Source organism: Paraburkholderia strydomiana, assembly GCF_046030495.1.
Classification (GTDB): Bacteria; Pseudomonadota; Gammaproteobacteria; order Burkholderiales; family Burkholderiaceae; genus Paraburkholderia; species Paraburkholderia strydomiana_A.
On the sequence record NZ_JAQQCJ010000005.1, the window covers coordinates 241,532 to 261,603 of the forward strand.

Genomic DNA, 20,072 nt, shown 5'->3' on the forward strand with positions numbered 1-20,072 from the left:
CGACAGGCGGTATCCGTATGACGACAACTCAACACCCACGCCGCGTGCGCATCGGCGCAGGCGCGGGTTATTCCGGCGACCGGATCGAACCCGCGGTCGAACTGGCCGAATCCGGCAAGCTCGACTACCTCGTGTTCGAATGCCTTGCCGAGCGGACGATCGCGCTTGCGCAGCAGAGCCGCCGCAAAGACCCTGAACTCGGCTACGATCCGCTGCTGGAGGCGCGCATGAGGGCGGTGCTGCCGATCGCCGCGCGCAATGGCGTGCGCATCATTTCCAACATGGGCGCGGCGAACCCGCGAGCGGCCGCGCGCAAGACCGCGCAGATCGCGCGCGAACTCGGACTTGACGGCCTGAAGATCGCCGCCGTCACCGGCGATGATGTTCTCGACGTCGTGCAGCGAGGTCATTTCAATTTCGAGGAGTCGGGGCAAAGCGTCACGTCGTTCAACGATCGTATCGTTTCGGCGAACGCGTATCTCGGCGCCGCGCCGCTTGTCGCCGCGCTCGCGGCCGGCGCGGATATCGTGCTGACGGGGCGCGTGGCGGACCCGTCGCTTTTCACCGCGCCGCTGATCCACGAATTCGGCTGGAAAATGGACGACTGGAACACGCTAGGGCAAGCGACCGTCGTCGGGCATTTGCTTGAGTGTGCGGGGCAGGTCACGGGCGGCTATTTCGCCGACCCGGGCTTCAAGGACGTGCCGAATCTCGCGCGCCTCGGATTTCCGATCGGCGAGGTGAGCGAGGATGGTTCCGTCATCATCACGAAAGTCGCGCAGGCCGGCGGGCGCGTGACCGAGGCGACCTGCAAGGAGCAACTGATCTACGAGATTCACGACCCGGCTCGCTATTTGCAACCCGATGTCGTCGCGGATTTCACCGGCGTTCGCGTGAGCGAGGAAGCGCCGGATCGCGTCCGCGTGACCGGCGGACGTGGTACGCCGTGCACCGACACGCTCAAGGTGTCAGTGGCGTATACCGACGGATACATCGGGGAAGGACAGATTTCTTATGGCGGTCCGGGCGCTGTCGAGCGCGGCCGGCTCGCACTCGATATCGTGCGGGAACGGTTGCAACTGACCGGCGCGCAGACGAGTGAGCTGCGGTTCGATCTGATCGGCGTGAACGCGTTGCATGGCGAGAGCGCGGGGACAGCGGGCGGCACTCAGCCGTACGAAGTGCGCGCACGTGTGACGGGGCGCGCCGCGTCGGCCGAGGAAGCGCAGCGGATTGGCAACGAAGTGGAAACGCTCTATACGAATGGCCCCGCAGGCGGCGGAGGCGTCACCAGGTCGACGCGAGAGGTACTCGCGGTTCAATCCGTATTGCTGCCGCGCGTCGACGTCGATCCGGCATTCGAGTTTGTGGAGGCGTGAAATGAAACTGCGAGAACTTGCCCATTCCAGAACAGGTGACAAGGGCAATACGCTGAACGTGTCGGTCATATGCTACGACCCGAGCCATTACGAACATCTGCGGCGCGAGTTATCCGCGGATCGCGTGAAATCGCATTTGCGCGACGTCGTGCGTGGCGAGGTGGTGCGCTATGAATTGCCGCATCTCGCGGCATTCAATTTCGTGCTGGGAGAGGCGCTTGGCGGCGGTGTCACGCGTTCGCTCGCACTCGATGCGCACGGCAAATCGTTGAGCTCGGCGGTGATGGGGCTGGACATTGCCGATCTGCCTTGAAGAGCACGCGGCGTGTGGCCGAAGGGCAATACGCGAAATACAACCCGCTCATCCGACGCGGCGATTCGGTGCGTTCTACGAAGACCTGCTGGTATAAGCACCACGAGAGGCCGCGCATGCACAGTTCACTCCGCATTGCGCCGGCCGGATTGATTATCTACTCGACAATACCGATCAGATTGTCGATGTCTTCCTGAATGCGCATCTGTGCTTCGCGCACGGCGGCATCAGGAGTATTGGCAACGAGTGGCAGCATCAATCCCGAACCCTTGAATTCAGCTTGATAATGCACCCATGCGGCATACGTACAGACACCAGAAGCCTTTTGCACGAGATTGACCGTGACGTCATAAGTGCGTTGCTTGCCGTGCCGGCGCGTATATTGAAAGCGGCTTAATACAGGTTTGTACATCGCGGCCCCCTTTTCCTAGAACTTTAGTTATTAACTGTTTCGTCCACGTGTGATGATTTGCCGAATGGGCAGCGAGGCATCGGCATGCCGTCCACAAAAGCACTTGCACAGCGCACCGCAAATTCATAAGCGCACGCGGGGCTTGCGAACTGCCCGAGATCCCCCAGCGACGTGGATTCGCCGTCTTCTTTCAGAATGCAGGCGCGGGCGACGAAAGTGTGGCCGTATCTGACACTCGACGCCTGAATCGCTGCGCCACGGTGATATAGAACCATGCGTGCCCTCTCAATCTTAGATTTAAGAAAGGCCATTGTAATATTGTCAAATCTCGTTTGGTAACTGTTACCTTTTCCCATCGGGCGCTTAAGTATGACGAGAAGATCGTGCACATGGAGAACGTTTGCGCAAACTACATGGCTCAATAAATCGCGCGAATAACGTATTTGCCACTCAGTCAGAAAAATCGCCGCGCCCGATTTCGTCAATACGGATTCCTCTGTTGAAAGCCGGCTTGTTGCTCAGACCATTTTAAGTTCTACCAGCCGTCAGCTTTTTAATTGCCGGTTAGATGCTGTCTTTTAAGTCCGGCAGCACGCCCAGCCTCCGGCAACTGATCCGCTTTTGCACAAGTAGATTCGCCTGATTTGACCCGTCGAAGCATCTGCTGCCGCCTTGGTATGCGGTTTGCTGGGCGTTGATGTTTTTCTCGCACGTGCCCTACATGTCTCGAACCCTGTCTACTTGCCAAAGGTGGAGCGCCCGCGAAATCCGGGTATTGCACGAAGTGCCGCGTGTCCTCGTCGTCGATGACAACGCCGGCGCGGCCGAAGCGCTCGCTACCTATCTCTCCTACGAAGGCGTGGAAGCCCGTGCCGCCGTCAGTTGCGCGGATGCGCTTCGCTGTGTGCGGGACTGGGTGCCGGACGTCGTCGTGCTCGACATCATGATGCCCGAGCGTGACGGCTACGAAACGGCCAGCGCGCTGCGCAGCTATCTGCCGACGCAAAGTCTCGGCATCGTCGCGTTCACGTCGCTCGACGAGGATCACGTCAAGGAAACCGGCAGGGCACGTCACAATTTCGACGGCTATTGTCAAAAAGGCACGGCGCCCACCGCCTTGCTTGCGCTGATGCGCAGGCTGTGGCGCGAATAAGGCGGCTTGCGGCGGTTGTCCTTAAGCCGGTTCCCCTATCACCGGCTCGGCAATGATCTGCCGAACAATCGCCTCCATCAAACCCGGAAAGCGAGCGTCCAGTTCCGCTCTACGCAGCGAATTCTGATGCACGGTGCCGGCCACGCGTGTGCGTACCAGCCCCGCCTCGCGCAGGATCCGGAAATGATGGGACACGCTCGACTTCGGCCGGCCGCCGTCGAGTTCGCCGCAGGTGGCTTCGTCCACAGTGGATAGCCGCCGGACAATTTCGAGGCGAACCGGGTCGCTCAAAGCATGAAACAGCCGCCCGAGCGTGAAGTCCTCGGCGGCAGGGTGGGTATAAGTGCGCATTCTGCAAATAGTAGAGGTTTCTGCGATACTCCATAGTTCGATGTTTATCGAACTACCGTACAAGTTTATCTAGTGGAGTTTAGCCTGATGTCCGCATTGTTTCAGCCCTACAAGCTCAAGGACGTGTCCTTGCGCAACCGTATCGCCATTCCGCCGATGTGCCAGTACACCGCCGAAGACGGCCTGATCAACGACTGGCACCGCGTGCACCTCGCCGGTCTGGCGCGCGGCGGCGCGGGGCTGGTGATCGTCGAGGCGACGGCCGTCTCGCCGGAAGGCCGGATCACGCCGGGCTGCGCCGGCATCTGGAACGACGAGCAGGCGCAGGCTTTCGCGCCGGTGGTGGCGTCGATCAAGGCGGCCGGCTCGGTGCCGGGCATCCAGATCGGTCACGCGGGCCGCAAAGCCAGTGCGAACCGTCCGTGGGAGGGCGACGACCACATCGCCGCCGGCGACAGCCGCGGCTGGCAGACCATCGCGCCGTCGGCGATCGCGTTCGGCGCGCACCTGCCGAAAGTGCCGCAAGCGATGACGCTCGACGACATCGCACGGGTGCGCGAAGATTTCGTCGGCGCCGCGAAGCGCGCCCGCGACGCGGGCTTCGAATGGCTCGAACTGCACTTCGCGCACGGCTATCTTGGCCAGAGCTTCTTCTCGACGCATTCGAATCAACGCGACGACGCATACGGCGGCAGCCTGGAAAACCGCAGCCGCTTCCTGCTGGAAACGCTGGCTGCGGTGCGCAAGGTCTGGCCCGAGCATCTGCCGTTGACCGCGCGTTTCGGCGTGATCGAATACGACGGCCGCGACGAGGAAACGCTCGCGGAGTCGATCGAACTCGCGAAGAATTTCAAGCGCGAAGGGCTCGACATGCTGAGCGTCAGCGTGGGTTTCTCCACGCCGACAGCGGCGATCCCGTGGGCGCCCGCATTTCTCGCGCCGATCGCGGAGCGCGTGCGCCGCGAAGCCGGTATTCCGGTTTCGTCGGCATGGGGAATCGATACGCCGGAACTCGCGGACCGCTCGGTCGCGAACGAACAGCTCGACCTGGTGATGGTCGGCCGCGCGCATCTGGCCGATCCGCACTGGCCGTATCATGCGGCGCGCAAGCTCGGCATCGAGCGCGCGTCGTGGACGTTGCCCGCGCCGTACGCGCATTGGCTCGAGCGTTACGCGGTCGCGTCGTAAGCGTTTGAACTGAAGTCGGTGGTGCTGATGAGCGCCGTTTGCCCGCTGCCGAATGTGGCGGGTGAACGGCGCTTTTTTTGCGCCATGCGGGTTTGACCTTCGACGCGGTCATGCACGGCGAGCGGAACGGCCCTTGCTGGAACCTCCACTCATAGACCACCACGGAGGCTCCTCCTATGAAACCTTACATCGTCGCTCACATGATGTCGTCGCTGGACGGCCGCAGTCTCACGGACGGCTGGCATCTCGACTTCGCCAGCGACCTCTACGAGACCACCGCGGCCGGCTTCGAAGCCGACGGCTGGATCTGCGGGCGCGTGACCATGCAGGAAATCTCCCACGGTGCCGATTATCCGAAGGGGCTCGCGAAGAGCGCGCTGCCTCGCACGGATCATTTCGTCGAACGCAACGCGGCGCAGTACGCGATCTCGATCGATCCGCAAGGACGTGTCGCATGGAAGAGCAACACGGCGCTCAAGTCGCATGTGGTCGAGGTACTGACCGAAGAGGTCGCCGACGACTACCTCGCTTATCTGCAATCGATCGGCGTGTCGTACGCGTTCGGCGGCAAGCGCGGGATCGATCTCGACAAAGTGGTGCAGACCCTGGCGCGCGAGCTCGGCGTGAAGAAGCTGATTGTCGAAGGCGGTTCGCATGTGAGCGGCGCGTTCGTGAACGCCGGTCTCGTCGACGAGGTCAGCGTGCTGATTCTGCCGCTGGTGGATGGCCGCAGCGAGCATCCTTCTTCGTTCGAAGTCCCGATGGACAAGTGGCGGGCACCCGCATATCTGAAGCTGACGTCGGTGGAGAAAGCCGGGCACGACGCAGTGTGGCTGCGCTATACGAAGGCATGAACGACAACGCGCGGCAGCGTGGAGTTTTGCTCCACGCTGCCGCGCTGCGTTTTGTCTGTACCCGGTTCTGCCGCTGGGATTCAATGGCGAGTCATCAGCCCTTCATGTGTTGCGTCGACATCCACCCGCCGCTCACGCCGATCTGTGCGATCTGTTTCGCCACCGCATCGGCGAGTCGCTTCGCGTCCGCTGACACGCCAGCCCGTTTGGTTTCGGATACGGCGTGCAAACCGCCACCCAGTGCCGCCGTGGTCGCGATGCTGCCGGCCGCCGCGCCCACCCCGGCGGTTTCGGCGACGCCCGGCGCCTTGCCGCTGTCCGCATCGGCATCGAAGCGCTGTACCAGACGCGGCGCGCCGCCCGCGGGTTTGTACAGAATCTGCACCGTGCTGCTCACCTGACTCTTGCCTGCACCGAGGCCGATCATCGTGCGACGGCGGCGATTGCCCGAGTCGATCGTATCGAAGCTGCCTTGCACGAGCAGCACGTTCTGGTCGGCCGGGGCGGGGGCATCCGAGCGAACCGCGTGCAGACCCATCGACTGCAGTTGCTGCACGATTTCGTTGGCGACCTGTTCACGCACTTCGTCCGCATCGGCGACCTGCTTCTGTGCATCGGACGAACCGCTGAGGTGCGTCTTCAGTTTCTGCAGCATGCCGCTGTCGAGCTTGACCTGGTTTGGATCGGCGTCGAAGGCGTACACGTAAATCGTGTCCGGCCGTACTTGCGACTGCACGCTCGCTTCACTCGTGTTTCTGATGCCGCCGCCGGCGCACCCGGTCAGCAACGCGGTGCAGCCGAGCATCGCCACGCAGACCAGACGGGTGGCGTTCTTTCTGAGGAAATTCACTGAAGTCAACATGTTCATCCTGTCTTCGGCACGCGGTGCCGGTAGCTTCGAACGTATCAGCCGATGATCGGGCAACCGTAGGATCGTTGATCATCGGCGAAACGTATTCGCACGTGAAACACTCTTGATCTCATGCGTCCTTGTTTCGTACGCACCGGCAGCGAACGAAGTATGGTCGAGTCGCCTGCCGAACTCCATTCAGCAATTATTTCGAGCGATGTCATGCGAAAAGGCGGCGACGCGCGCGGTGCCGACGGCGGTGCCGATGCGGTGTTGAAGCGAAGTGGAACCGAAGCGGAACCGAAGCGGGACAAATGCGGACGTGCCGGGAACGGCGTTATTCGCGTGCAATGTGAAATCGTGAAATGGCGCGGGATGTACCGCGAGAATCGGGCATCAGTTCAGCGCCAGCTTGATGATGCAACACAGGACCAGCACAAGCAGGATGGCCGCAACTACCAGATTCATCGGGTATCGCATTCTTCACCACACGCGAGCGTTTCAGTGCTCTTATCCTAATCACCTGATGGAAGATGAAAAGTGACACTGACGCGGGAGTGTGGGACAGCTAACGTTGCATGCCAGACGAGCGCATTGTGGATCGGCGGGAGCTCTTCCACGTAGGCGGCGAGTTGCCGCTTCGCGCATAAAAGGCTCCCGCTACAGCGGAATTACTGCGCCTGTCCCGGCATCCCCGGCGCACCATGCGGTGCCTTGCTCGCCGCGGCGAGATCCTCCGACAAACTGGTGCGCAACGTTGCAATCGCCTGCTCGGGATTCGCGGGCTTCAACTGTTCGCGAGCCAGCGAATCGTAGATGTAATGCCGCAGCATCGGGTCCTGCGTTTTGCCGAGCACCTCGTGATACACCGCGACGATCTCACCCGGATGGCCGCTCAGCGCATACAGACGGCGCAACTGCTCCAGATCGTTGATCACCGCAAAACCGGGGCCCCTCGGACCCATCATCGGACCCATCGCGCCATGCGAAGGCGGACCGTCGCCGCGCTGCGGTTCGCCGTGCATCTGCGCGGGCGAGGGCGGGGCCGTTTCCTGGGCGAGCGCCGCTGTCGCGGACACGGTCAGAACGGCGGCCAGCGCCGCGCTGAAAATGGTTTTTTTCATGATGTCGCTCCCATTGAGACAGAGCCGGCGCCACAGTGCGCCGGTGTAGGAGCAACGATAGTCGACATGCCGTTTCGTAGGGTTACTGAAGCCGACATGTAACTTACCAAGCCTTGCATGCGCCGCGATGCGGGCCAGTCGAAATCGACAAAGCGGAGAGAAGCCGGCGGCGAGCCAGGGTGAGTGTCGGCTGGCGCAATGTGGCCGGATGGCGCATGATTGATCGATGCGCCGTCCGACCCCAGATCCGGCAAGCTTCGGCGGATCGTGGGTCGCGCGGCACACGTGCCTGTCGGTGCGCGCGTCGGTGCAACATGCCGCGCCTGCACTGCCGGCGAGTACTCAAACCGCTAAGGAGGATTTCGAATGGACCGACCTGACGCCGCCAATCCATTTGGCGATTTCACCAAAATGCTGGAGCAGTTCAAGCTCCCCGGCTTCGATGTCCCCGCTATCATGGAAGCGCGACGCAAGGACATGGAGGCGCTGGTTCAGGCGAATCAGACGGCCTTCCAGGGCATGCAATCGCTGGCGCAGAAGCAGGCCGACATGCTGCGCACGACCCTGACCGAACTGCAGTCGCTGACGGGTCAGTTGTCGGCAGGCGGCGCAGCGCCTTCCACGAAAACCGCCGAGCTGATCCAGCAGAGCCTGCACAAGTCGCTGGCCGATATGCAGCAACTCGCGCAAGCCGCGTATCAGACGCAAGCCGAGTCGTATGCGGTCATCGCAAAACGCGTAGAAGAGAATGTGCAGGAACTGAAGTCGCTCCTGCAGCAGAAAAAATAGCGGGCGCTGTCGCGTCGAATCATCTGATTCGAGCGCGATGCATCCCGTCGATTGAATATGGACCGCTATTGGCCGCCGCGCCATTCGCGGTCTTTTTTTTGTGGTGGGCTTTCGTCCTGGGAATACGCCGCTCCCCGTGTTTCTTGTCAGAGGAAAGCGGTGCTGAAGCCCGCTGTTTTCAGCGGGTATTTACATCGAACTGTTTGATGCGGCCTGCGTGAACATTTTTCTGATGCTCGCCGATCTTTGGTCGCCTGTGTTCGCTTTAAGCAGGACGCAATGTAAAAATGACCGTGGGAGGGCCGTCCCACGGTCATCGTGTCCTTAACGATCAAACGGCGCTGAACGGTGTCCCGTGCCCTAAAGGTTTAAATTGCCGCGCAAACGATTGGCGCCGGGTGCCGTCATCGCTCAAGTTTCATCCAGTCGCTCCGTAGACGCATTCACGCAGCCCGACCGGCGTGAAGGCCACACTGGCACCACCGGTCGGAAGTGCGCCCCCTAGTTTCACGTTTGTGATCGGCGAGTGCCGGGTCACGAGCGTTTCACCTCGAAGGAAATCTCGTGAAACCGATGCTCCACACCCGCATTGCCCGCGCAATGTTCGGGGCGAGCTGCGCGCTGTCTTTTGCCGCGCACGCCACGCTCGGCCAGAACGTCAGCACTGTCGATAGCGATCAGATACACCTGCGCGCGGTCGCTCGCGCGGCCACCACGCAGAGCGCCTATTCGGTCCATTTGCTGACGATGCCGTCCGGCACGCAGGTGCGCGAGTACGTCGGGCGCAACGGCATCGTGTTCGGCATCGCGTGGGAGGGCCCGACGCTGCCCGATCTGAAGTCGATGCTGGGCGCGTCGTTCGACGCATACGTCGCCGCCACGGCAACCCGGCGCGGCACGCCGCTCGCGGTGTCGAACAGCGACCTGGTGATTTACTCCGGCGGCCATCTGCGCGCGTTCTCCGGCCATGCGTATTTGCCGCAGGCGGTGCCCGCGGGCGTCGACGTCGGCGTCATTCAATAACGGAGCCGATCATGCGTCACATGTCTTCGTGGATGACCCTGTTGTGCGCGGCGCTGCTTGCGTTGCTCGTCACCGCGTGCGGCGGCGGCGGAGGCGGCGGCTCCGGCGGCGCGAGCACCACGGCCAATTCCAGCAGTTCGACCGGTGGTCCGACCGTGACCAATACCTCGCCCGCGCCGCAAGTGCTTGCCGCGAACGCAGTGCGCGTGACGGTCGACGCCGGCGTGAGCAACGTGCCCAACATGCCGTTCGTCAGCATCACGCTGTGCGCGCCGGGTACGAGCGAATGTCAGACCATCGATCACGTGCTGGTCGATACCGGCTCATGGGGCGTGCGGGTGTTCGCCTCGCAACTGCCCGCGTCGATGAACCTGCCGCAGCAGAAGGACGCGTCGGGTAATCTGGTCGCCGAATGCATGCAGTTCTTCGACGGCTACACGTGGGGCTCGGTGCGGCTCGCCGATCTGCAGATCGCCGGCGAAAAAGCCGCCTCGCTGCCGATCCAGGTGATCGACCCGAACTACCCGACGTTGCCCGCCGACTGCGCGAACCTCGGCGCCTCGCGCAACACGCCGGGCACCTTGCAGGCCAACGGGATTCTCGGCATCGGCGTGTTCAAGCACGACTGCGGCGCGAACTGCGTGGCGCAGGCGCTGGCCGGCACGTACTACGCCTGCCAGAGCCTGCCCTGCACGTCGATTCCGCTTGCCGAAGCATTTCAGGTGGCCAATCCGGTGCCGTACTTTGCGACCGACAACAACGGTTCGATGCTGAGCCTGCCGACGGTCTCCGGCGGCGCGCCGTCGGTGTCCGGGCAACTGGTGTTCGGCATCGGCACGCAGGCCAACAATGCGCTCGGCAGTGCGCAGGTGATCGGCGTGAGTCCGTCGAACGGCACGTTCACGACGGTGCAGAACGGCATCACGTATTCACACAGCATTCTGGACAGCGGCTCGACCGGACTCTTCTTCCAGACCAGCGCGATGGCGGCTTGCCCGATTCCGAACAGCGCGTACTACTGCCCGGCGTCGACCCAGCAGTTGAGTGCGCTGATCGAAGGCGTGAACGGCACGACGAGCGCGGTGAGCTTCAGCGTGGGCAATGCCGCGTCGATCGCGCAGACGTATGCCGGCGATTCGGCATTGCCTTTATTGGCGGGACCGGCCTTCGTGACGTCGACGATTTTCGACTGGGGTCTGCCGTTCTTCTATGGCCGCAATGTGTACGCGGCCGTCGAACAACAGGCGACGCCTGGCGGCACCGGGCCCTATGTCGCCTATTGAGCGTCCTTGTCGCCAGCGTGCGCAATCACCCGATGCACGAAGCGCAGCTTGTCCACCACCGGTGCGGCCAGCGTGAACGGATAGCCGTCGGCCATCCCGAGGCTGCGGTTCAGGCTGTTCAACGCATAGGTGAGCGGAAACCAGCGCTTCATCAGATTGTCGAAGCTGGCGTCCTCGACCGGCGTACGGTCGGTGAGCGTCGGCTCGCTCGGGTCGTCGGGCAGCAGCGCGAGGCCGTATGACGTCGACGTGTCCAGCACGTCGACGATCAGCAGATAGTGCGCCCACGTCTCCGCCCAATCTTCCCACGGGTGCATCGTCGCATACGCGCTGATGTACGACGCCTGCCAGTCGGGCGGCGCGCCGTCGCGATAGTACGCGTCCAGCGCCTCGCCGTAGTCGGCGCGCTCGTCGCCGAACAGCTTGCGGTACGGTTCGAGCCAGCGCGGGTCGTTCTGCACCAGTTGGTCGAAGTAGTAGTGGCCGGTCTCATGACGGAAATGGCCGAGCAGCGTGCGATACGGTTCGCCCATCGCAGTGCGCACTTTTTCGCGGTGAGCGTCATCGGCCTCGGCGATGTTCAGCGTGATGAGCCCGTTGTCATGACCCGTCATCACGCGCGCGCCGTCGCCGCCGTCTTCGAGGAATTCGAACGCGAGGCCATGTTCGGGGTCCGCCTGACGCGATTTCACGTCGATGCCGAGTTCGGCCAGCGTATAGAGCAGGCGGCGCTTGGCCATCTCCAGCCGATACCAGTAGAGCCGGTTCTCCGGTGCGCCCAGATTGGGGATCGTGAGGGTCAGTTGGCAAGCGCGGCACAAGCTGTCGGGCGAGTCGGCGGGGATCATCCAGTTGCAGACGTTTTCGACCGCGTAGTTGTGGCACTGGCGAAACAGCGCGCCGTCCGCGCCCGGATGCAGGCTGCGCCAGCGTCCGTCGCCGGCGTCTTCGAACGCGCTGATTTCCGCCAGGTCAGGCACATAGCCGAGCAAGGACTCGCAACGTTCGCAGCGGACGTTCTCAAAGAAGACGAGGTGCGAGCAGCGATTGCAATGGAAGGTTTTCATCGGGCGAGCCTGGGTGAGGGTGGCAGTCGTGAGCGAACGCTTGCCGCAATCTTCATGCCGCAATTGCCAGACGTCACCGGTTTAACGCACATTACGTGCATGATCGTGCATGGGCGCTGCGCCGCTTTGGTGCGTGGCCTGGCGAGAAGCGGCCAACCTCCGGCGGTTCGAGGGTCCGCACGGCCGGCCAGTGCGGCAAAGTTCACAGCAGCCGGTGCGCCGGGGCAGTGCTGAAGCAGTACACGCGGTTCACAACGCTTGTCGCGCTCGTTCTATCAACGGCATGAAGCTTGCTTTTTGGCGGGCTGCCATCCTTCGTCCAGGAGTCCGGTGTGTCCATACGCGTCGCGTTGCATCACGTCACACATTACCGCTACGACAGGCTGGTTTCGCTGTCGCCCCAGGTCGTGCGGCTCAGGCCTGCGCCGCATTGCCGGACCCCGATCCTCGCCTATTCGATGCGGGTCGAACCGGCCGAACACTTTATCAACTGGCAGCAGGACGCGTTCGCCAACTATCAGGCACGGCTCGTCTTTCCTGAGAAGACGCGCGAGTTCAGGGTGACCGTGGACCTGGTCGCCGAGATGGCCGTTTATAACCCGTTCGACTTTTTCCTCGAACCGTCGGCCGAGCAGTTCCCGTTCACTTACGACCCCGGCCTCGCGCTCGAACTCGCGCCGTATCTGATCAAGCGTCCGATGACGCCGCGCTTCGCCGCATTCGTCGCGAGCATCGACCGCACGCCGACCGGCACCGCCGACTTCCTCGTCGCGTTGAATCAGCGGCTGCAACGCGAGATCCGCTACCTGATCCGGATGGAGCCGGGCGTGCAGACGCCCGAGGAAACGCTCGTGAGCGCCGCGGGCTCGTGCCGCGATTCGGGCTGGCTGCTGGTGGAGACCTTGCGGCAACTGGGGCTGGCGGCGCGCTTCGTGTCCGGCTACCTGCTGCAACTCGCGCCCGACGTCAAATCCATCGACGGCCCGAGCGGCACCGAAGTCGACTTCACCGACCTGCATGCGTGGTGCGAAGTGTATCTGCCGGGCGCGGGCTGGATCGGCTTCGATCCGACCTCGGGCCTGCTCGCGGGCGAAGGGCATATTCCGGTCGCCTGCACGCCCGAGCCGGGGAGCGCCGCGCCGATCTCGGGCGCGGTGGACGAATCCGAAGTCGAGTTCGATCACACGATGTCGATCGAACGGGTGCTGGAGACGCCGCGCGTCACGAAGCCGTATAGCGAAGCGATGTGGCGCGACGTGCTGAAGATGGGCGAGCAGGTCGACCAGCAACTCGCCGACATGGACGTGCGCCTGACGATGGGCGGCGAGCCGACCTTCGTGTCGGTGCGCGACCGTGACGCCGACGAATGGAACACCGACGCGCTCGGGCCGACCAAGCGAGGCTATGCCGTCGCGTTGATGGACAAGCTGCGCGCGCGTTACGGCGCGAACGGCTTCCTGCATATCGGCCAGGGCAAGTGGTATCCGGGCGAGCAGTTGCCGCGGTGGGCGATGTCGCTCTACTGGCGCGCCGATGGCGAACCCTGCTGGCAAAACCCGGCGCTGTTCGCCGATGAACGCGAGCCTGGCCGCTACACCGCGGGCGACGCGCAACGCTTTCTCGCCCATCTCGCGGGCAAGCTGTCGCTCGACACGGACTGCATCCAGCCCGGTTTCGAAGACGTCTGGTACTACCTGTGGCGCGAGCGCCGCTTGCCGGTCAACGTCGATCCGTTCGACGCCCGGCTCGACGACGAACTGGAGCGGGTGCGCTTGCGTCGTGTGTTCGATGCGGGCCTGAGCGGCGCCACGGGGTATGTGCTGCCGCTCGCGCGCGAGCGCGACGTGCCGAGCGAAACGCCGAAGTGGGTCAGCGGCCGCTGGTTCTTCCGCGACGAACGCATGTATCTGATTCCCGGCGATTCGCCGATGGGCTACCGGCTGCCGCTCGACTCGCTGCCGTGGGTGTCGAAGACCGACTATCCGTATCAGCACGCGCACGATCCGTTCGCGCCGCCGGTGCCGTTGCGTTCGTCCGCGCAATTGCGCTTGCAGTACGACAACGAACAGCGCGACGCGAGCCAGGCGCCGACGCTTGTCGAGAAGCGGCGCGCGGCCGCGTTGTCGCTGTCGGCGGGCGATCTGCTGAGCGGCATGGCGGGCAGCGGCGTGCTCGCCTACGCGCGTCAGCCGGGCGATGTGCAGGCGCCGGCGCACGGGCAGTCGTCGAAGGAAACGCTGCGTACGGCGATTTGCGTCGAGGCGCGCGACCCCAAACGCGCGGCCGGTCCGAAAGCCGAAGCGGATGCGTTCGGCAGCGGCCGCTCGCTGCTGCATGTGTTCATGCCGCCGCTCACCGAACTCGACGACTATCTCGACCTGCTCGCCGCCGTCGAAGCGACAGCCGCCGAGTTGAAGATGCAGGTGGTGCTCGAAGGCTATCCGCCGCCGCGCGACGCGCGCCTGAAGATGCTGCAGGTCACGCCGGACCCCGGCGTGATCGAGGTGAACATTCATCCGGCCGCGAACTGGGAACAACTGGTCGATCACACCGAGTACCTGTATGAGTCGGCGGCGCAGAGCTATCTGAGCAGCGAGAAGTTCATGACCGACGGGCGCCACACCGGCACCGGCGGCGGCAATCACCTCGTGCTCGGCGGCGCGACGCCCGCCGATAGTCCGTTCCTGCGGCGGCCCGATCTGCTCGCGAGCCTGATCGCGTACTGGCACAACCATCCGTCGCTGTCGTATCTGTTCTCGGGGCTCTTCATCGGGCCGACCAGTCAGGCGCCGCGCATCGACGAAGCGCGCAACGACCAGGTCTACGAACTCGAAGTCGCATTCCGCGAGTTGCAGCGCCAGATCGATCTGCTCGGCGGCCGCGACAGCGCGAACCTGCCCGCGTGGATGATTGACCGCTCGTTGCGCAACATCCTGATCGACGTGACCGGCAACACGCACCGCGCCGAGTTCTGCATCGACAAGCTCTATTCGCCCGACGGCCCCACTGGACGCCTCGGCCTGCTCGAATTGCGCGGTTTCGAAATGCCGCCGCACGCGCGCATGAGTCTCGTGCAGCAGTTGCTGTTGCGCGCGCTGGTGGCGCGCTTCTGGCGCGAGCCGTACACGCAGCGCCTCACGCGCTGGGGCACCGAGCTGCACGACCGCTTCCTGCTCGGCAGCTTCGTGAAGATGGATTTCGACGACGTGCTCGACGAGCTGAACCGCGCTGGCTTCGCATTCGACAGCAGCTGGTTCGCGCCGCACTTCGAATTCCGCTTCCCGCTGGTGGGCGAGACCACGGTGAGCGGCGTCGCGCTGACGATCCGCAGCGCGCTCGAGCCCTGGCACGTGATGGGCGAGGAGGGTTCGGCGGGCGGCACGGTGCGTTATGTGGATTCGTCGGTGGAGCGGCTCGAAGTGCGCGCGCTCGGTCTGAACGGCAACCGCCATATGCTGACCGTCAACGGCGTGCCGGTGCCGTTGCAGCCCACCGGCCGCGTCAGCGAATACGTGGCCGGCGTGCGCTTTCGCGCGTGGTCGCAGCCGTCGGCGCTGCATCCGACCATCGGCGTGGACGCGCCGCTCACTTTCGATCTGGTCGACACCTGGACTGGCCGCTCGGTCGGCGGATGCCAGTATCATGTCGCTCATCCGGGCGGGCGCAACTATCAGACCTTCCCGGTCAACGCCTATGAGGCGGAAAGCCGGCGGCGCGCACGCTTCTTCGCGTCGGGTCATACGCCGGGGCCGCTCACGGTCGACCTGCCGCAGCGCAGTCTCGAGTTTCCGTTCACGCTCGATCTGCGCTACTGGTAAAACCGCCCATACTTAGAACGATACGATCTTGGCCTTTCAATCGACTTTTCCCTTCGAAGCGTCCGCGGCTCGTGCGGACGCTTCGTCCCTGTTACGGCTGCTGCCGGGCTACGACGGACATTGGGACGAGTTGCGCGACGAACCGGGCGTGCTGCGCGAGCCGTGGCGGCAATTCTTCGAGCGGCTTGGCGAGGACGGCGTCGCACGGTTGGAGGATCACTGCGCGTCGGTCGCGCAACAGATTCGCGACAACGACATCAGCTACAACGTCTATGCGGATAACGGCGAGTCGCGTCCCTGGGCGCTCGACCTGCTGCCGTTTCTGATCAGCGAGGACGAGTGGGCGCACATCGAACGCGGCGTGACGCAGCGCGCGCATCTGCTCAATGCGATCGTCGCCGATATCTATGGGCCGCAAACCCTGCTCGAACGTGGGCAACTGCCGCCCGCGCTGGTGTTCGGGCATCCGGGCTATCTGCGCCCAGTCAAGGGCTTCACGCCGCCCGGCGGCCAGTACCTGCAAGTGGTCGCGGTCGATCTCGCGCGGACGCCGAACGGCGACTGGACCGTCATGGCGCATCGCACCGAAGCGCCATCGGGTCTCGGCTATGCGCTGGAAAACCGGCTGATCGTGTCGACGCTGTTCGCCGAGCCGTTCCGCTCGATGCGCGTGAGCCGCCTCGCGCCGACCTATTCGCAACTGATCGCGACGCTCGCGCAATCGGCGCAGTCCACGATGCGGCACGACCCCGGCGCCGCGGAGTCACCGCAGTCGCCGCATATCGCGCTGCTCACGCCGGGGCCGTTCAGCGAAACCTATTTCGAGCACGTGTTTCTCGCGCGCTATCTCGGCGTCACGCTGGTCGAAGGCAAGGACCTGACGGTGCGCGACGACATGCTCTATCTGAAGACGCTCGCCGGGCTCGAACGCGTGCACGTCGTGCTGCGCCGGCTCGATGACGCGTTCTGCGACCCGGTCGAACTGCGCGCCGATTCGAGCATCGGCGTGCCCGGCCTGCTGCAGGTGATGCGCGCGGGCAACGTGATCGTGTCGAACGTGCCGGGTTCGGGCTTTGTCGAATCGCCGGCCTTGCACGGTTTTCTGCCGGGCGTCGCCGAAGTGCTGCTCGGCGAAGACCTCGTGCTGCCGAGCGTCGCGACCTGGTGGTGCGGCGAACAGGCGGCGCGCGAGCATGCATTCGCGCGGCTCGACGAAGCGTTCATCGTGCCGACCTGGCCGGTGACCGGGCGCGATGCGCCGCCCGGCATCGAGCAGGGCAAGCAGACGCTGTCGGCGTGGCGCGAGCGCATCGAGGCGATGCCGGACACGTACACGATCCAGCAGGTGCAGCGTTTCTCGTGTACGCCGCGTTACGAAGACGGCACGATCGGCCGCCGCCCGGCGGTGCTGCGCGCCTATGCGATTGCCGATGTCAACGGGGGCTGGCACGTGATGCCGGGCGGCTTCACGCGGATGGCCGCCGAGCGCCAGGCGACGGTATCGATGCAGTACGGCGGCAGCAGCGTCGATACATGGGTGCTGTCGAGCCAGCCGACTTCGACCTTCACGCTGCTGCCTTCGCCGATGCAGCCCGCCGACCTCGCGCGCGAGCATCGCACGGTGTCGAGCCGCGCGGCGGAAAATCTGTTCTGGGCCGGACGTTACGGCGAGCGCGCCGAAAACAACGTGCGGCTGCTGCGTCTGATTCTCGGCTCGCTCGAAGGCAACGATGCCGACGCGATGTTTCCGACCCTGGTCGAACTCGCGATGCAATGTGGCCTCGTGCAATCCGGCGACATGTCCGCGCCGTATTCGCCGCAAATGTTCGAGCGCGCGCTCGTCGCGAATCTGAGCGAGAGCACCGGGGCCGCGAGCATCGGCCAGAATCTGAACTACCAGGCGCGCTCGAATGGCGAAGTGCGAGGGCGGCTGTCGAACGATCACTGGCGCACGATTCTCGCGTCGCGCAACGACTTCCGCGATGTGTTGCAGACCTTGATGCCGGCTGCGGCGGCGCAAGGTGGTGGCAACGGCAACGGCAACGGCAACGGCGCGAATGGCCGTGGCGAACGCTACGACCGTTACGACCGCATCACGCTGGTCAACGCGCTCGAGCGCCTGTCGGTGCAGTTGTCGGCGATCAGCGGCGCCCAAGGCGACCGCATGACACGCGACGAAGCGTGGCGTTTGCTGTTCGTGGGGCGTCACATCGAACGCGTGGCGGCGATGACGTCACTACTGCGTGTGATCGCCGAGCACGGCCAGCTTGCCACCCCCGCGGGTTTCGATCTGCTGCTGCAACTGTTCGACAGTACGCTCACGTACCGCTCGCTCTATCCGGGCCGCTTCGAAGTGCCGGCCTTGCTCGACCTGCTGGTGATCGAGCCGACCAACCCGCGCGGCATCTACGGCGTGTACGAACGTCTGCGCAAGAAGCTCGACGAGATCGCGCTGGCCGCGGGCAGCGTGCGGCATCGTCCGTTCGCGGAGTTGATGCCGCCTGCGAGCTCCTTGCCGTCGCTGGAATCGCTGTGTGAAGTGGATGAAAACGGCGCTTACCGTCACTTGATGGCGGTCTGCGATCAGATCGGCGGGTTCGTCGGCGCGGCTGCGCATGAGATCAGCGCGCGCTATTTCAGTCACGCGAGTACCGTGACTTCGCAGGTGTGGTCATGAAGCACGCGCCGACCGTGCTGTCCGTTTCGCATCGCACGACTTACGTTTATTCCACGTATGTCGAGACCGCGCAGCATCTCGCGACGATCCGGCCGATCGCCTGTTCGTGGCAGCGGCTGGTCTCGCATAGCGCGCGGATCGAACCCGAACCGTCGTATCTGCACAGCCGTGTCGATGCGTTCGGCAACGATGTGCTGTACTTCGCGCTGGATGCGCCGCACGAGCGCTTGCAACTCGTCAGCGAAACGACGGTGTCGCTGACGCCGCGCTGGACCGACCTCGATCCCGACGCCACGCCCGCATGGGACGAGGTGGCCGAAGCGCTGCAGTTTCGCGTCGGCGGGCAGTTCAGGCCGGAAGTGGAATTCTGTTTCGCGTCGCCGAATATCGTGCCGCGGCCGTCGCTGCGCGCCTATGCGGTGCCGAGCTTTCCGCCGGGACGGCCGATCGCCGCGGGCGCGATCGATCTGATGCACCGGATTCACGACGACTTCGCGTACAAGCCTTCGGCGACGATGTTCGATACACCCGCCGAGCGCGCGTTCGAATTGAAGAGCGGCGTATGCCAGGATTTCGCGCAGGTGATGATCGGCTGTCTGCGCTCGCTGGGATTGCCTGCGCGTTATGTCAGCGGGTATCTGCGTAACGATCCGCCGCCGGGGCAGCCGCGTTTGATCGGCGCGGATGCGTCGCATGCATGGGTGTCGGTGCATTGTCCCGGCAGCGGCTGGATCGATCTCGATCCGACCAACGACGTGCTGGCCGATGTCGATCACGTGACGCTCGCGATCGGCCGCGATTACAGCGACGTGTCGTTGCTGCGCGGAATGATTCTTGGGGGCGGCGCGCATCAGGTGGAAGTGGGTGTGACGGTAATTGCGCTTTAGTGGCGCTCGGGCCTTGCACTCATTTCATGCCGACCTGGGGAAATCCCTTGTTCTTCATTCCCGTCCAATGGGAATTCCATTTTTGAAATCTGAGAACGTTCTGGCATTCTGGGCCCTTGTTGGATTGCGGGCGGTGTGATCGTGAACGTTGAACAGGGTGTGACAGGGGCTGAACGGGTGCTGCTGGTGCTGGCGGCGCTCGCCAGTCATGGCAAGGCGATGTCCGTCAAGGATCTGCTAGCCGTGACAGGCCTTGCGCAAAGCACGCTGTACCGGCAGATCGCGCTGCTCAAGCGCTGGGGTTTCGTCGCCGAAAACGCGGGGTATTACGCGCCCGGCCCGATCAGCCTGCAACTCGCGCTTGGCTTCGATGTGAATTCGCTGCTCGTCGAAGCGAGCCGCAGCGAAATGCAGCAACTCGCGCGAGCGTCGCAGGAAAGCATTGGGCTGGTGGTCGCGGTCAAGCATCAGGTGATGTGCCTCGAGATGGTCGACAGCCAGCATTCGTTGCGCTGTTCGTTCGAGAAAGGCCGCGCTGTGCCGCTCAAGGCGGGCGCTTCGGCGAAATCGCTGTTGGCGTTCATGGCCGACAAGGCGCGCGCCGAAGTGCTCGACAGCGTGTTCGACAACGACCCCGTCGGCCGCTGCGCAATCGAAGCAGAACTCCAACAGATTCGCGCCCAAGGCTACGCCGTCAGCGACAGCGAAGTCGATCCGGGCGTGTGGGGGGTGAGCGCCCCGATCTTTCATCGCAGTGGACGCAGCGCCGGCAGCGGCGCATCGATCACGCTGATGGCGCCTTCCACGCGTGCCATCGGCCGCGAAAGCCAATTCATCGACGGGACGCTACGCACGGCCCGCGCCATTTCCGAGCATATGCAATCCGATTGACTGGACGAAACTT

At 63.8% G+C, this 20,072-nt stretch carries 19 protein-coding genes; 13 read left to right on the plus strand and 6 right to left on the minus strand.

Annotation, left to right across the window (positions count from 1 at the left end; all coding sequences use genetic code 11):
- The first annotated feature begins 17 nt into the window (after window positions 1-17).
- Complete coding sequence (locus PQQ53_RS09605; protein WP_408139197.1) at window positions 18-1,379, plus strand: acyclic terpene utilization AtuA family protein; 1,362 nt, start codon at window positions 18-20, stop codon at window positions 1,377-1,379.
- 1 nt (window position 1,380) lies between these two features.
- Complete coding sequence (locus tag PQQ53_RS09610; RefSeq protein WP_408139196.1) at window positions 1,381-1,692, plus strand: AtuA-related protein; 312 nt, start codon at window positions 1,381-1,383, stop codon at window positions 1,690-1,692.
- A gap of 157 nt (window positions 1,693-1,849) precedes the next feature.
- Here PQQ53_RS09610 and PQQ53_RS09615 read toward each other — a convergent pair whose 3' ends face one another.
- Complete coding sequence (locus PQQ53_RS09615; protein ID WP_408139194.1) at window positions 1,850-2,104, minus strand: hypothetical protein; 255 nt, start codon at window positions 2,102-2,104, stop codon at window positions 1,850-1,852.
- A gap of 23 nt (window positions 2,105-2,127) precedes the next feature.
- Window positions 2,128-2,589 (minus strand): hypothetical protein, encoded by a 462-nt coding sequence (locus tag PQQ53_RS09620; protein WP_408139192.1) that lies wholly within the window; start codon window positions 2,587-2,589, stop codon window positions 2,128-2,130.
- A 236-nt stretch (window positions 2,590-2,825) separates the two neighbouring features.
- Between PQQ53_RS09620 and PQQ53_RS09625 the strand changes: the two genes are divergently transcribed.
- Window positions 2,826-3,257, plus strand: a complete 432-nt coding sequence (locus PQQ53_RS09625; protein ID WP_408139190.1) for a response regulator — start codon at window positions 2,826-2,828, stop codon at window positions 3,255-3,257.
- A 21-nt stretch (window positions 3,258-3,278) separates the two neighbouring features.
- On the opposite strand, the gene PQQ53_RS09630 is transcribed toward PQQ53_RS09625, so the two are convergent.
- The gene (locus tag PQQ53_RS09630) at window positions 3,279-3,608 is read right to left on the minus strand and encodes an ArsR/SmtB family transcription factor (RefSeq protein WP_408151938.1); all 330 of its coding nucleotides are present in this window, start codon (window positions 3,606-3,608) and stop codon (window positions 3,279-3,281) included.
- A gap of 87 nt (window positions 3,609-3,695) precedes the next feature.
- On the opposite strand from PQQ53_RS09630, the gene PQQ53_RS09635 reads away from it, so the two are divergent.
- Both PQQ53_RS09635 and PQQ53_RS09640 read left to right on the plus strand, forming a co-directional pair.
- Window positions 3,696-4,796: an NADH:flavin oxidoreductase/NADH oxidase gene (locus PQQ53_RS09635; protein WP_408151939.1), complete on the plus strand. Its 1,101-nt coding sequence runs from the start codon at window positions 3,696-3,698 to the stop codon at window positions 4,794-4,796.
- 176 nt (window positions 4,797-4,972) lie between these two features.
- Window positions 4,973-5,650, plus strand: a complete 678-nt coding sequence (locus PQQ53_RS09640; RefSeq protein WP_408151940.1) for a dihydrofolate reductase family protein — start codon at window positions 4,973-4,975, stop codon at window positions 5,648-5,650.
- 94 nt (window positions 5,651-5,744) lie between these two features.
- Here the strand turns inward: PQQ53_RS09640 and PQQ53_RS09645 are convergent, their stop codons facing one another.
- Complete coding sequence (locus PQQ53_RS09645; protein ID WP_408323849.1) at window positions 5,745-6,512, minus strand: DUF4410 domain-containing protein; 768 nt, start codon at window positions 6,510-6,512, stop codon at window positions 5,745-5,747.
- Window positions 6,513-6,671: 159 nt separating this feature from the next.
- Between PQQ53_RS09645 and PQQ53_RS09650 the strand changes: the two genes are divergently transcribed.
- Entirely contained in the window at window positions 6,672-7,019 is a 348-nt protein-coding gene (locus PQQ53_RS09650) for a hypothetical protein (RefSeq protein WP_408323850.1), read from the plus strand.
- Between the two features lie 152 nt (window positions 7,020-7,171).
- On the opposite strand, the gene PQQ53_RS09655 is transcribed toward PQQ53_RS09650, so the two are convergent.
- Entirely contained in the window at window positions 7,172-7,624 is a 453-nt protein-coding gene (locus PQQ53_RS09655) for a hypothetical protein (protein ID WP_408139182.1), read from the minus strand.
- Window positions 7,625-7,990: 366 nt separating this feature from the next.
- Between PQQ53_RS09655 and PQQ53_RS09660 the strand changes: the two genes are divergently transcribed.
- From PQQ53_RS09660 to PQQ53_RS09670, 3 genes are all read left to right on the plus strand, one after another.
- Window positions 7,991-8,413, plus strand: a complete 423-nt coding sequence (locus tag PQQ53_RS09660) for a phasin family protein (RefSeq protein ID WP_408139180.1) — start codon at window positions 7,991-7,993, stop codon at window positions 8,411-8,413.
- Window positions 8,414-8,986: 573 nt separating this feature from the next.
- Window positions 8,987-9,436, plus strand: coding sequence for a DUF2844 domain-containing protein (locus tag PQQ53_RS09665; RefSeq protein ID WP_408139554.1), 450 nt, complete (start codon window positions 8,987-8,989; stop codon window positions 9,434-9,436).
- Window positions 9,437-9,447: 11 nt separating this feature from the next.
- A complete protein-coding gene (locus PQQ53_RS09670; protein ID WP_408323852.1) occupies window positions 9,448-10,719 on the plus strand; it encodes a DUF3443 domain-containing protein in 1,272 nt (423 codons plus the stop codon).
- On the opposite strand, the gene PQQ53_RS09675 is transcribed toward PQQ53_RS09670, so the two are convergent.
- Window positions 10,713-11,786 (minus strand): zinc-binding metallopeptidase family protein, encoded by a 1,074-nt coding sequence (locus PQQ53_RS09675; protein WP_408323853.1) that lies wholly within the window; start codon window positions 11,784-11,786, stop codon window positions 10,713-10,715. The genes PQQ53_RS09670 and PQQ53_RS09675 overlap by 7 nt on opposite strands.
- Before the next feature lie 332 nt (window positions 11,787-12,118).
- On the opposite strand from PQQ53_RS09675, the gene PQQ53_RS09680 reads away from it, so the two are divergent.
- From PQQ53_RS09680 to PQQ53_RS09695, 4 genes are all read left to right on the plus strand, one after another.
- Window positions 12,119-15,604 carry a transglutaminase family protein gene (locus PQQ53_RS09680; RefSeq protein WP_408323855.1) on the plus strand — a complete coding sequence of 1,162 codons (3,486 nt, stop codon included), beginning with the start codon at window positions 12,119-12,121 and terminating at the stop codon, window positions 15,602-15,604.
- 28 nt (window positions 15,605-15,632) lie between these two features.
- On the plus strand, window positions 15,633-18,281 hold the full coding sequence (locus tag PQQ53_RS09685) for a circularly permuted type 2 ATP-grasp protein (protein WP_408323857.1): 2,649 nt from the start codon (window positions 15,633-15,635) through the stop codon (window positions 18,279-18,281).
- A complete protein-coding gene (locus PQQ53_RS09690; protein ID WP_408323859.1) occupies window positions 18,278-19,168 on the plus strand; it encodes a transglutaminase family protein in 891 nt (296 codons plus the stop codon). The genes PQQ53_RS09685 and PQQ53_RS09690 overlap by 4 nt, the downstream gene beginning before the upstream one ends.
- A 141-nt stretch (window positions 19,169-19,309) precedes the next feature.
- Window positions 19,310-20,059 carry an IclR family transcriptional regulator gene (locus PQQ53_RS09695; RefSeq protein ID WP_408139170.1) on the plus strand — a complete coding sequence of 250 codons (750 nt, stop codon included), beginning with the start codon at window positions 19,310-19,312 and terminating at the stop codon, window positions 20,057-20,059.
- The last annotated feature ends 13 nt before the right edge of the window (window positions 20,060-20,072 follow it).

Excerpts from the sequence above, each read along its gene's own strand:
- PQQ53_RS09605 (WP_408139197.1), top strand. The coding sequence starts at position 18 with ATGACGACAACTCAACACCCACGCCGCGTGCGCATCGGCGCAGGCGCG.
- PQQ53_RS09610 (WP_408139196.1), top strand. The coding sequence starts at position 1,381 with ATGAAACTGCGAGAACTTGCCCATTCCAGAACAGGTGACAAGGGCAAT.
- PQQ53_RS09615 (WP_408139194.1), bottom strand. The coding sequence starts at position 2,104 with ATGTACAAACCTGTATTAAGCCGCTTTCAATATACGCGCCGGCACGGC.
- PQQ53_RS09625 (WP_408139190.1), top strand. The coding sequence starts at position 2,826 with ATGTCTCGAACCCTGTCTACTTGCCAAAGGTGGAGCGCCCGCGAAATC.
- PQQ53_RS09630 (WP_408151938.1), bottom strand. The coding sequence starts at position 3,608 with ATGCGCACTTATACCCACCCTGCCGCCGAGGACTTCACGCTCGGGCGG.
- PQQ53_RS09635 (WP_408151939.1), top strand. The coding sequence starts at position 3,696 with ATGTCCGCATTGTTTCAGCCCTACAAGCTCAAGGACGTGTCCTTGCGC.
- PQQ53_RS09640 (WP_408151940.1), top strand. The coding sequence starts at position 4,973 with ATGAAACCTTACATCGTCGCTCACATGATGTCGTCGCTGGACGGCCGC.
- PQQ53_RS09645 (WP_408323849.1), bottom strand. The coding sequence starts at position 6,512 with ATGTTGACTTCAGTGAATTTCCTCAGAAAGAACGCCACCCGTCTGGTC.
- PQQ53_RS09650 (WP_408323850.1), top strand. The coding sequence starts at position 6,672 with ATGGTCGAGTCGCCTGCCGAACTCCATTCAGCAATTATTTCGAGCGAT.
- PQQ53_RS09655 (WP_408139182.1), bottom strand. The coding sequence starts at position 7,624 with ATGAAAAAAACCATTTTCAGCGCGGCGCTGGCCGCCGTTCTGACCGTG.
- PQQ53_RS09660 (WP_408139180.1), top strand. The coding sequence starts at position 7,991 with ATGGACCGACCTGACGCCGCCAATCCATTTGGCGATTTCACCAAAATG.
- PQQ53_RS09665 (WP_408139554.1), top strand. The coding sequence starts at position 8,987 with ATGCTCCACACCCGCATTGCCCGCGCAATGTTCGGGGCGAGCTGCGCG.
- PQQ53_RS09670 (WP_408323852.1), top strand. The coding sequence starts at position 9,448 with ATGCGTCACATGTCTTCGTGGATGACCCTGTTGTGCGCGGCGCTGCTT.
- PQQ53_RS09675 (WP_408323853.1), bottom strand. The coding sequence starts at position 11,786 with ATGAAAACCTTCCATTGCAATCGCTGCTCGCACCTCGTCTTCTTTGAG.
- PQQ53_RS09690 (WP_408323859.1), top strand. The coding sequence starts at position 18,278 with ATGAAGCACGCGCCGACCGTGCTGTCCGTTTCGCATCGCACGACTTAC.